At 36.6% G+C, this 12,096-nt stretch carries 7 protein-coding genes; 6 read left to right on the top strand and 1 reads right to left on the bottom strand.

The window, feature by feature from the left end; translation table 11 throughout:
- The first annotated feature begins 11 nt into the window (after positions 1-11).
- The 6 genes from I5M07_RS07920 to I5M07_RS07945 all read left to right on the top strand — a co-directional run bounded on the left by I5M07_RS07920 (position 12) and on the right by I5M07_RS07945 (position 10,968).
- On the top strand, positions 12-2,315 hold the full coding sequence (locus tag I5M07_RS07920) for a penicillin-binding protein 1A (protein WP_200105677.1): 2,304 nt from the start codon (positions 12-14) through the stop codon (positions 2,313-2,315).
- A gap of 194 nt (positions 2,316-2,509) precedes the next feature.
- Positions 2,510-3,214 carry a CoA transferase subunit A gene (locus I5M07_RS07925; RefSeq protein WP_200105678.1) on the top strand — a complete coding sequence of 235 codons (705 nt, stop codon included), beginning with the start codon at positions 2,510-2,512 and terminating at the stop codon, positions 3,212-3,214.
- 12 nt (positions 3,215-3,226) lie between these two features.
- Positions 3,227-3,880 carry a 3-oxoacid CoA-transferase subunit B gene (locus tag I5M07_RS07930; RefSeq protein WP_200105679.1) on the top strand — a complete coding sequence of 218 codons (654 nt, stop codon included), beginning with the start codon at positions 3,227-3,229 and terminating at the stop codon, positions 3,878-3,880.
- Between the two features lie 129 nt (positions 3,881-4,009).
- A complete protein-coding gene (locus I5M07_RS07935) occupies positions 4,010-4,612 on the top strand; it encodes a hypothetical protein (RefSeq protein ID WP_200105680.1) in 603 nt (200 codons plus the stop codon).
- A complete protein-coding gene (gene mfd, locus I5M07_RS07940) occupies positions 4,609-7,968 on the top strand; it encodes a transcription-repair coupling factor (protein ID WP_200105681.1) in 3,360 nt (1,119 codons plus the stop codon). Before I5M07_RS07935 ends, mfd begins: the two co-directional genes overlap by 4 nt.
- Positions 7,969-8,403: 435 nt before the next feature.
- A complete protein-coding gene (locus I5M07_RS07945; RefSeq protein ID WP_200105682.1) occupies positions 8,404-10,968 on the top strand; it encodes a pectate lyase family protein in 2,565 nt (854 codons plus the stop codon).
- A 127-nt stretch (positions 10,969-11,095) separates the two neighbouring features.
- On the opposite strand, the gene I5M07_RS07950 is transcribed toward I5M07_RS07945, so the two are convergent.
- Positions 11,096-11,887, bottom strand: coding sequence for a THC0290_0291 family protein (locus I5M07_RS07950; RefSeq protein ID WP_200105683.1), 792 nt, complete (start codon positions 11,885-11,887; stop codon positions 11,096-11,098).
- Positions 11,888-12,096: the final 209 nt, after the last annotated feature.

Below are 12,096 nucleotides of genomic sequence, written 5' to 3' on the forward strand. Positions count from 1 at the left end.
TTACTACATTTATGGCTACCAAAAAAAACAATACAGCAAAATCGAATACCGAATACAAAAACTATACGAAGAAGTTTTGGAAAATTTATGGCTACGGACTTTTAGGAATCATCACGTTTTTCCTGTTTGCTTCGTGGGGAATTTTTGGTCCAATGCCTTCGTTTGAAGATTTAGAAAATCCAGATTCTAATTTGGCTACCGAGATTATTTCTTCTGATGGCGTGGTTATTGGGAAGTATTTTCAAACCAACAGATCGCAATTAAAATATTCGGATTTACCCAAAAATTTGGTCGATGCGTTAGTCGCTACCGAAGACGAACGTTTTTACGAACACTCGGGTATTGATGCCCGCGGAACCCTTCGTGCGGTTTTCACCTTAGGAACTAACGGAGGTGCGAGTACTTTAACGCAGCAATTGGCCAAACAATTGTTTCATGGCGAGGGTTCTAAATTTTTGCCATTTCGAATTGTACAAAAAATTAAAGAGTGGATTATTGCTACTCGTTTAGAGAGACAATACACCAAAAACGAAATTTTAGCCATGTATTGCAATGTGTACGATTTTGGTAATTATGCCGTTGGAGTAAGCTCTGCCGCTCAAACTTATTTTTCTAAAGAACCGAAAGACTTAACAGTTGACGAATCGGCTATTTTGGTCGGTATGTTCAAAAATTCAGGTTTGTACAATCCGGTTAGAAATCCTGTTGGAGTTAAAAACCGACGTAATGTGGTACTGGCGCAAATGCAAAAAGCAAAAATGATTAGCAAAGCCGAAAAAGACAGTTTGCAATCCTTACCGATTACGTTGCACTTTAAATTAGAAAGTCACCGTGAAGGTACTGCCACTTACTTTAGAGAATACCTTAGGGATTACATGAAAAAATGGGTTGCCGAAAACAAAAAACCAGACGGCACCGATTATGATATTTATAAAGATGGTTTGAAAATTTACACCACCATCGATTCGAGAATGCAAAAGTACGCCGAAGAAGCCGTAGAAGCGCACATGGCAAACTTACAAGAAGAATTTTTTATTCAATCAAAAGGCAATAAAAATGCGCCTTTTGTGAATATTACCGAAAAAGAAACCAACCGCATTATGATGCAAGCCATGAAGGCTTCTAATCGTTGGTACGTAATGAAAGGCGCTGATAAGACAGACGACGAAATCATTAAATCTTTTGGTGTAAAAACCAAAATGCGCGTGTTTACTTGGAAAGGAGAGCGCGATACGGTGATGACGCCAACCGATTCTATTCGATATTACAAACATTTCTTGCAGTCCGGATTAATGGCAATGGAGCCTCAAACTGGAAGTATAAAAGCGTGGGTGGGAGGTATTAATTACAAGTATTTTCAATACGATCACGTAGGACAAGGTGCGCGTCAAGTAGGGTCTACTTTTAAACCTTTTGTGTATGCAACGGCTATCGAAGAGCTTAATATGTCTCCTTGCGATTCAATTATTGATGCGCCATTTACGATTCCTGTAGGACGTCATCATGTTACGGAAACCTGGACACCAAAAAACTCTAATAATACGTATGTCGGAATGGTGACGTTGAAAAAAGCATTAGCCAATTCGATCAATACCATTTCAGCAAAATTAATCGACCGCACTGGCCCCGAAGCAGTGGTGAGTTTGGCTCATAAACTCGGAATTAAAACGAATATTCCCAATCAGCCTTCTATTGCTTTAGGGGCAGTAGATATTACGGTAGAAGAAATGGTGGCGGCTTACAGTACTTTTGCTAATCAAGGTGTGTATGTAAAACCGCAATTTTTAAACCGAATTGAAAATAAAAGTGGCGAGGTAATTTACGAACCAATTCCGGAATCACACGATGTTTTAAATAAAGACATTGCCTTTGCTGTTGTGAAATTATTAGAAGGCGTTACCGAAGGCGGTTCTGGATCTCGTTTGCGTACCCAATATGGCGGAAATGGCGATAAACGCTGGACGGGTTATCCTTACATGTTCACCAACCCAATTGCGGGAAAAACAGGAACAACACAAAATCAGTCGGATGGGTGGTTTATGGGGATGGTACCTAATTTAGTTACGGGTGTTTGGGTAGGTTGCGAGGATCGTTCGGCACGTTTCAAAAGCATCACCTACGGTCAAGGAGCAACAGCCGCTTTGCCGGTTTGGGGGTATTTTATGAAAAAATGTTATGCCGATCCAGAACTAAAAGTATCCAAAGGCAATTTTGAACGACCAGCCAATCTTTCTATAAAAGTAGATTGTTATGTGCCTAAAAAAGTAAAAGACACCATCAATCCAGAGCAAAACACAGATGAATTTGAATTGTAAGCTTTCTTTTTTATAGTGTTTCAGATGAAATTTAAAAACCCACAATTTTTTAGAAGTTGTGGGTTTTTGCTTTTTTAAAGTTTTGTTTTTTGCTTTTCTGTAAAATCAAATATAATGGCAGGTACTTTTTTGTGAAATCTTCATTTTTTGATTCCATAATATTTATGTAAATTTAGAAAGCAAAATGCTGTAATATGATTTCTAAAAAAGTAACTAGCGTTCAAGATGCCCTTCAAGGAATTGAAAATGGAATGACCATTTTATTTGGTGGATTTGGATTGTGCGGTATTCCCGAAAACTCGATTGCCGAATTGGTTATTAAAGAAACCAAAGATTTAACCTGTATTTCTAACAATGCCGGAGTAGATGATTTTGGTTTGGGTTTGCTTTTGCAAAAGAGGCAAATCAAAAAAATGATTTCTTCCTATGTAGGCGAAAATGCCGAATTTGAGCGGCAAATGCTTTCGGGTGAATTAGAAGTTGAATTGACACCACAAGGTACTTTAGCCGAAAAATGCCGTGCAGCGCAAGCCGGAATTCCTGCTTTTTTTACGCCAGCAGGTTACGGAACCGAAGTAGCTCAAGGCAAAGAGGTGCGAGAGTTTAATGGGAAAATGCATATCATGGAGGAAGCCTTTAAAGCCGACTTTTCTATAGTGAAAGCATGGAAAGGCGATGAGGCAGGAAATTTAATTTTCAAAGGAACGGCTCGCAATTTTAATGCGTGTATGGCGGGAGCTGCCCCTATTACTATTGCAGAAGTAGAAGAATTAGTACCAGCCGGAATGTTAGATCCCAATCAAATTCATATTCCGGGTATTATGGTGCAACGCATTTTTCAAGGAGCTAAATTCGAAAAAAGAATCGAGCAACGCACGGTTCGTTCTAAAAACAGTTAATACATCCACAAAATGTTAGATAAAATAGGAATTGCAAAACGAATAGCAAAAGAAGTGCAAGATGGTTATTTTGTTAACCTAGGGATTGGTATTCCCACTTTAGTAGCTAATTACGTTAGAGCTGATATTTCGGTTGAATTTCAAAGTGAGAATGGTGTTTTAGGAATGGGGCCTTTTCCGTTTGAAGGCGAAGAAGATGCCGATATTATAAACGCTGGAAAACAAACGATTACGACTTTGCCAGGAGCTAGTTTTTTTGATTCGGCCTTTAGTTTCGGCATGATACGAAGTAAAAAAGTCGATTTAACGATTTTAGGCGCTATGGAAGTTTCTGAAAATGGGGATATTGCCAACTGGAAAATTCCTGGAAAAATGGTAAAAGGAATGGGCGGAGCCATGGATTTAGTTGCATCGGCAGAAAATATTATTGTAGCCATGATGCACGTTAATAAAGCGGGCGAATCCAAGATTTTGAAAAAATGCACTTTGCCGCTAACAGGTGTAGGTTGCGTAAAAAAAATAGTTACCGAATTGGCTGTTTTACAAGTTACGCCAAATGGTTTTCAATTGCTAGAGCGCGCTCCGGGAGTTTCTGTAGAACACATCATTAATGCTACCGAAGCCGATTTAATCATCGCTTCTGAAATTCCTGAAATGGTTATTTGAAATGTATAAATACGTTTCAATTACCTAGGTTTCACTTAAATTTAACGATTTTTCTCTGTTTAAACATGGCCTTTCATTGGTCAGAAATGTAAAATTACTTTGTAACTTTGTGAGCTAATTTCGAAATACATGAACTACAAAAGATTCTGTTTGTTTTTTTTGTTGGCATTACTTGCTTCTTGTCAAGATTCAAACGAAAAACGTTTAGCCGAAAATCAAAAAGAAGCCAAACGAAAAGAAGTCATTTTTACCAACATTAGCAAAAATTGGTCTTTTTACAACGAACCAATTAACGAAGTAGCGTTGGAAACCCAATCTACTTGGAACGAGTGGCGTTCGTTTTTGGCCGAATTAGGCGGAAAACCGCAAAAAACCATCGGAGCTTTTCAGAAAAAATCCACTACAATTGTTAAAAAAACCTATCTTTTAACCACTACAATTCCACCTCAGTTTAATAATCCTGCCATAAAAAGCAGGCTTTCGGTACTGTTGACAAAAATCGAAATGATGAATTTATTTATTCATTTGGATAAAATTCCAGATGATAAAGTGGTTTTTTTAATTGGCGATATCAACAAAGAATTGGTGTCTTTGCAACGGCAAATGGATAAAATTGTCGAAGTGGACAAAATACCAAAAGAAGAAGGGGAATCCGAATTAATTCAAATGCTTAAAGATACCGCTAGAGCGATTCCGGATACACCCAATATACCTTTAAAAACATCGAATTGAGTAAAGCTGCCTTATATAACACCTATGACAACGCGCCCAAAACCGGGCAAATAGTACATTTATTACAGAGTCAAACCGAAATTAAATTGCACTTGAGCGGTTTATTGGGATCGGCCTTGTCGTTTCAAATCCGCTCTCTGTTTTTACAATCGGAATTGCCTTTTTTGCTTGTTTTTCAAAATAAAGAAGAAGCGGCGTATTATTTAAACGACTTGGAGCAAATTGTGGGTGACAATGATGTGCTGTTTTACCCGGCGTCTTATCGTAGACCGTATCAAATTGAAGAGACCGATAATGCCAATGTTTTACTGCGTGCGGAGGTTTTAAATCGAATTAATTCTCGGAAAAAACCAGCTTTAATTGTTACCTATCCAGAAGCACTTTTTGAAAAAGTAGTTACTCGAAAGGAATTGGATAAAAATACCTTGAAAGTTTCGGTTGGCGATAAAATTTCAATCGATTTTATTAACGAGGTACTGTTTGAATACGAATTTAAAAGAGTGGATTTTATAACCGAACCTGGAGAATTTTCGGTTCGAGGTGGTATCGTGGATGTTTTTTCCTTTTCAAATGATAATCCTTACCGAATTGAATTTTTTGGAAACGAAGTCGAATCCATTCGAACCTTTGATGTCGAAACCCAATTATCGGTAGCCACACAAAAGAAAATTACGATTATTCCAAATGTGGAAAACAAATTGATTCAAGAAAACAGAGAAAGTTTTTTGAATTATATTTCCGAAAAAACCGTATTGGTTTTACAACATACCGAAGATTTTTTAACGCAATTGGATAAGCTTTTTGCTAAGGCCGAAGAAGCTTTTGCAAAATTAAGCGGCGAGATTAAACAAGCTGGACCAGAACATTTGTTCTTAAATCAGCAAACATTTGTAAAAAAAGCGTTGGATTTTTCGGTTATCGAATTGGCCTCAAAACCCATTTTTAGAAGCAGTAAGAAATTCGAATTCCACATTCAGCCGCAGCCTTCATTCAACAAACAGTTTGATTTGTTGTTGCATAATTTAAGTGAGCATCATTTTAATGGCTTCAAAAATTATTTACTCTGTTCTAACGAAAATCAGGCCAAGCGTTTTCATGATATTTTTGAAACTTTAGATGAGGCCAATTCCGAAAATATTCGCAAACAATACCATACGGTGGTGCTGCCTTTATATCAAGGATTTATTGATGAAGAGCATCAAATAAGCTGTTATACCGATCATCAAATTTTTGAACGGTATCATAAGTTTTCCATTAAAAACGGCTATTCGAAAAAGCAAAACATCACTTTAAAAGAGCTTACCACTTTAGCTGTTGGCGATTATGTTACACACATCGATCACGGAATTGGTAAGTTTGGCGGTTTGCAAAAAATTCAGGTGGAAGGTAAAACGCAGGAAGCGATTAAATTGGTTTATGCCGATAATGATATCGTGTATGTGAGCATTCATTCCTTACATAAAATTGCGAAATACAATGGCAAGGATGGCGCTCCACCAAAAATTTATAAATTAGGTTCTAACGCTTGGAAAGTTTTAAAACAAAAAACCAAAGCGAGAGTTAAACACATTGCTTTCAATTTAATTCAATTGTACGCCAAACGCAGATTAGAAAAAGGTTTTCAATATGCGCCCGACAGTTATTTACAAAACGAATTAGAAAGTTCGTTTATTTACGAAGATACACCCGACCAAGTGAAGTCGACACAAGAGGTTAAAGCCGATATGGAGAGCGATCGACCGATGGATCGTTTGGTGTGTGGTGATGTTGGTTTTGGTAAAACCGAAGTAGCAATTAGAGCGGCATTTAAAGCGGTTGACAACAGTAAACAAGTGGCGGTTTTAGTGCCAACCACAATTTTGGCGTACCAACATTACCGTACTTTTTCGGAACGATTAAAGGATATGCCTGTAAATATTGGGTATTTGAATCGTTTTAAATCAGCCAAACAAAAAACCGAAACCTTAAAACAATTGGCCGAGGGAACTTTGGATATTATTATCGGAACCCATCAGTTGGTGAATAAAAATGTGGTTTTTAAAGATTTGGGCTTGTTGATTGTAGACGAGGAGCAAAAATTTGGCGTAAATGTAAAAGATAAACTCAAAACTATTGCGGCTAATGTAGATACCTTAACGCTAACGGCAACACCGATTCCGCGAACGTTACAGTTTTCGTTGATGGCGGCTCGTGATTTATCGGTAATATCGACACCTCCACCAAACCGTTATCCAATAGAAACCAATGTGGTTGGCTTTAATGAAGAGTTGATTCGTGATGCTATTTCGTATGAATTGGAGCGCAATGGACAAGTATATTTCATCAATAACCGAATTGAAAATATCAAAGAAGTGGCAGGTATGATTCAGCGTTTGGTGCCCGATGCCAAAGTTGGAATTGGACATGGTCAAATGGATGGTAAGAAATTAGAAGAGTTAATGTTGGCTTTTATGAATGGTGAATTTGATGTTTTGGTGGCCACCACAATTATCGAAAGTGGTTTGGATGTGCCAAATGCCAATACCATTTTTATTAATAATGCCAATAATTTTGGTTTATCCGATTTGCATCAAATGAGAGGTCGAGTAGGTAGAAGTAACAAAAAAGCTTTTTGCTATTTTATTTGCCCACCGTATTCTTCCATGACCGAAGAAGCTCGAAAACGAATGCAAGCTTTGGAACAATTTAGTGAATTAGGGAGTGGTTTTAATATTGCCATGAAAGATCTTGAAATTCGAGGTGCAGGTGATTTATTAGGTGGAGAACAAAGCGGATTTATCAACGAAATTGGTTTCGATACCTATCAAAAAATCATGAACGAAGCCATCGAAGAGCTCAAGGAAAATGAATTTAAAGAGTTGTATCCCGAAGAGAATAATATTGATACCAAAGAATATGTGAAAGACTTGCAAATTGATACCGATTTCGAACTATTGTTTCCAGATGAATACATCAACACGGTTTCGGAACGTTTGGTTTTGTACAACGAATTAGGTGCTATTAAAACAGAACAAGAATTGCAAGAATACGAACGAAAACTTATCGACCGTTTTGGGCCTTTGCCTAAAGAAGCCGTTGCACTGCTTAATAGTATTCGCATAAAATGGATTGCTACGAAAGTGGGAATTGAAAAATTAGTGATGAAACAAGGCAAAATGATTGGTTATTTTGTTTCCGATCAACAGTCGGATTATTACCAATCGGCTAAATTTAGAGAAGTATTGCAATTTGTACAACAACATGCTTCGATTTGCAAAATGAAAGAAAAACAAACGGTAAATGGTTTGCGATTGCTTTTAACTTTTGATCAGGTAAAATCCATTTCTAAAGCGCTCGAATTGATGCGATTATTTTAATTTTTTTTATTCTTCAGCCCCTCATCAGGCTGTTTTTGGATATTTTTAGTCTTTAAAGCTCAGTTTTTTCTGAGCTTTTTTTATTCCTTAAAAGTTAATAACTACTATTTTTCTTACTTTATTGTTTTTTTTATGTTGAATATTTGATTTTTTTTGAAATTTTTAATTCTTTAAAAAAATCAAATTAATAACTTTTAGGTTTGTTTTTTTCGAATTTAATACAAGGAAAGATTTGATTTTTGATTCATTTTTCAATTTATGATAATAAACTGAATTATTTGTGAATATCACATTTATTATTGTTTATTTTTTTGATATGTATTTTTTAATTCAAAATTATTTATCAAATCAAAAAATGATATATATTCGTGCAATCGATTACATCTTATAATCGACAATAAACCAAACTTAACTTATTATTTAAATCAAAAAAGTATGAAAAGAACTTTACTCATCTTGACCTTGGTTTTCCTTTCGGTAAAATCAATGGCGCAAACAGTAACATTTACCGGATCGGGAGGCTGGTTTGAAACCGCTTTTGCCAAATGGGAACCAGTAACAGGAGCAACCAGTTACAACGTGTATTATACAGGTGGTGGGCAAACCAATGTTAAAATTGACAATCAATTAATTCGTAGTTACGGTTCGTATTTCCGTGCCGATGTGATGGGTTTGGCTGCAGGAAGTTATACCCTTACAGTAAAACCCGTTATTTCAGGTGCTGAAGCGGCAGGCAGTACTACAGGAACTTTAAATGTAATAGCACATGATCGTTCGGGTTTTGCTTTTAATGGGGGGAGAGTTCCGGGGGCTTACCAAGCAAACGGAACTCCGAAAGAAAATGCCGTGATTTTGTATCTAACCGAAAACAATAAGAACACTGTTTCTTTAACGGTTAGTGGTGCCACTACAAATCCATGTGTAGGATTGCAGACAATCTTAGACGGATATAAAAAAGGAAAAGAAACGAAACCTTTGATTATTCGTATGATTGGGCAAGTAAAAACGAAAGGCTTTTCGTACTTGCTTGGGGGTGATATTGTAATTGAAAATGGAATTACAAATACGAATACAGCTTCTAGTTATATCACTTTTGAAGGGGTAGGTGAAGATGCTACAGCAGATGGATGGGGAATTCGTGTAAAAAATGCGGCCAACATTGAAATTCGAAATATTGGTTCTATCAATTGTAGTAGCAGTGAGGGTGATAATATTGGATTACAACAGAACAATGCGTATGTCTGGGTACATAACTGTGATTTCTTTTATGGAGATGCGGGAGGAGATGCTGATCAGGCAAAAGGAGATGGTGCTTTGGATAGTAAAAAATCAAATTACGTAACCTTCTCTTACAATCACTTTTGGGATTCTGGAAAATGTAATTTATTAGGTTTAAGTGAAGGAGCAGATCCGGGTTATGTAACCTATCACCACAACTGGTACGATCATTCCGATTCGCGTCATCCACGCGTACGTTATTATTCGGCTCATATCTATAATAATTATTATGATGGAAACTCAAAATATGGTGCAGGTTCTACGCTAGGATCGGATTTGTTTATGGAAGCCAATTATTTTCGTAACTGTAAATACCCAATGTTGACTTCTATGCAAGGATCGGATGTGTACAACCCATCAACTGGGGTTAATGATTATAAAAATTACCCAACTTTTTCTGAAGAGGATGGCGGGTCAATTAAAGCCTTTAATAACTACATGGTTGGGCAAAGTCGTTTTGTTCCTTATGGCGATGCAACGTATACAGTTGCTGGAAAAATTGATGCTACTACCGATTTTGATGCGTACGTAGTTTCAAGTCGTTCGGAAACAGTGCCAGCTTCTGTTTTATCCCGATATGGAAATAATGGTTATAATAATTTCGATACCAATTCGGCGGTTATGTATCAATATACACCAGACAGTCCAGAAGTTGCTAAGACAAAAGTAGAGCAATATGCAGGGCGTTTGAATGGTGGTGACTTTAAATGGACTTTTAACAATGCGGTTGATGATGTTTCGTATGCAGTAAATGCACCTTTAAAAGCAGCTTTAACTGGTTATACAACATCTTTACAAGCGGTACAAGGCGAAACAATTGTAGTGCCATCTGCGCAGACATTAGTGGTGACATCTGGAAGTCTTTCGCAAGATGTGGTTACCGATGAGGCTATCGAAACAACAGTATTAACTTGGGGAGGTGATGCAACCGATGCCACCGTAACTGGATTGCCTGCCAATGGGATAACATTTGTTAAAAATACAACTAACAAAACCATCACAATTTCGGGAACTCCAACTGCTAGTGTAAGTTTCAGTGTGAGTACTACTGGTTCGGCTGGAACTTCAGTTGCCCAAACGGGTACTATTAGTTTGAATGCGGTAAACCCAACTCCTGTGCCTTCTGGTGATATGGTTCATAATTTTACTGCTAGTGGTAAAACGAGTGGTTTTTATTCTATAACAGGTAGTATCAATTCAACAAATGGTTCGGTTACGTATGATGGTTTAAGTTTAACCTCAAGATTGAAGATGGAATCGAGTACTTCTATAGATTTTACTACCACAGCGGTAAGTACTTTGGTTTTGGTTTTTGATGGCGATTTTGTCAAACGTGTGAAAGTAGACGGAGTCAACTATACAGCATCAGGCGGAATAGTAACGGTTTCAAATTTAGCAGCAGGAACGCATTCTATAACTAAAGGGGATACAACTAATTTGTTTTACATTAAAACAACATACAATACAACTACTTTGGGAATTGATGCCGTTTCTAAATCAAGTTTGGCAGTTTATCCTAATCCAGTTCAAGACACGTTGAATATCAATTTACAAGATGCTGAAATTCAGCAAATACAGGTGTATACTTTAGGAGGTGCTTTGGTTAAATCGCAAAAAGGGAATCAATCCGCAATTGATATGAACGGCTTGAGTACTGGTACTTATGTAGTAAAAGTGACTTCTAATCAAGGCGTTTTAACTAAATTGATTATCAAAAAATAAATAATATAACGTTTTAACCTACTGTTATGATTTAGTTTTAAAAAGGCTGCTTCGATTTTTGAGGCAGCCTTTTTGATTTTATAAATATTTTTTAAAAATGAATTTTACGTATATAGAATTTATTTGTTTAATCTAAATAATAGACATATCCAAAAGTAAACCAAACCATCCAATCGTTATTTTTATTTTCTTTAAAGGTGTTTTTATTCGGATTTAATCCATCAACCCAATCCGAACTAAAATACTGAAAGCGTGCTTCAAAAAGCAAATCTTGCATTTCGGATAATTTAAAGTGCGTACCAGCTCCTCCAACAAACGACCAAATGCCTCCTGTTTCCGATGAAAATCCGTAAGGATGTCCGTCAGAAGGAACTAGATATTTAGGGAAAGTGACTTCAGGACTACCCATTTCTCCCAAAGTAGAGTAGATATCCGATTTGTAAAAGTTAAATTGCAACCCGGCACTAATATAAGGGCTAAAGCTGTATAGCGTATTCTCAAAATCATGAATTTTCATGAACGGAAAATATTCCAATTGAGAGCCTAAATTCGTAACGGTTGATTTACCTCCCATTGCCTTCAACTGCTGAACTCCCAAACGATTCGGGTCGCCTTCAACCCATTGTCCGTGGTGTTTTAAATTGGTTTTGTTTATAGATATTTCAGAGCGAACTTTAAAATGTTCGTTAAAATAAGTCTCGCGTCTCGAATTGTATGAGAAATTTAAAAAATGTACAAAACCCAAACTGTACCCCATGTTTCCAAAATTCGTTGAGGCATCATTGCGCTCACCAAAATCCGAACGAAATTCAACAGGTCCTGCAATAACCCCAATTTCATGTGCTAAGGTAGATTGTGCTTTGGCAAAAGGACTAAAAAGTAAAAGCGATGCAGAAATGCAAACGAAACGGTTACGCATATTTTATTCGGGTGTCAATTGTTAGGCAAATATATGAAAATGAAACACTTTTTGAAATAATTAGCTAAAACCCTAAAAAATTACTAAGAATGGTTTTAAAATTCTATTTTACTACCTATATTTTATTTTTTAGGTTCGTTTCCTTTCAATAAAATAAATCATTTGGGGATACTTAAATCAACTCATTTTAATAACATTATTCGGTATAT

This window comes from Flavobacterium agrisoli (genome assembly GCF_016522065.1).
GTDB classification, from domain to species: domain Bacteria; phylum Bacteroidota; class Bacteroidia; order Flavobacteriales; family Flavobacteriaceae; genus Flavobacterium; species Flavobacterium agrisoli.

Bases quoted from the DNA above. Each gene is read 5' to 3' on its own strand.
- I5M07_RS07920 (WP_200105677.1), top strand. From the start codon at position 12: ATGGCTACCAAAAAAAACAATACAGCAAAATCGAATACCGAATACAAA.
- I5M07_RS07925 (WP_200105678.1), top strand. From the start codon at position 2,510: ATGATTTCTAAAAAAGTAACTAGCGTTCAAGATGCCCTTCAAGGAATT.
- I5M07_RS07930 (WP_200105679.1), top strand. From the start codon at position 3,227: ATGTTAGATAAAATAGGAATTGCAAAACGAATAGCAAAAGAAGTGCAA.
- I5M07_RS07935 (WP_200105680.1), top strand. From the start codon at position 4,010: ATGAACTACAAAAGATTCTGTTTGTTTTTTTTGTTGGCATTACTTGCT.
- I5M07_RS07945 (WP_200105682.1), top strand. From the start codon at position 8,404: ATGAAAAGAACTTTACTCATCTTGACCTTGGTTTTCCTTTCGGTAAAA.
- I5M07_RS07950 (WP_200105683.1), bottom strand. From the start codon at position 11,887: ATGCGTAACCGTTTCGTTTGCATTTCTGCATCGCTTTTACTTTTTAGT.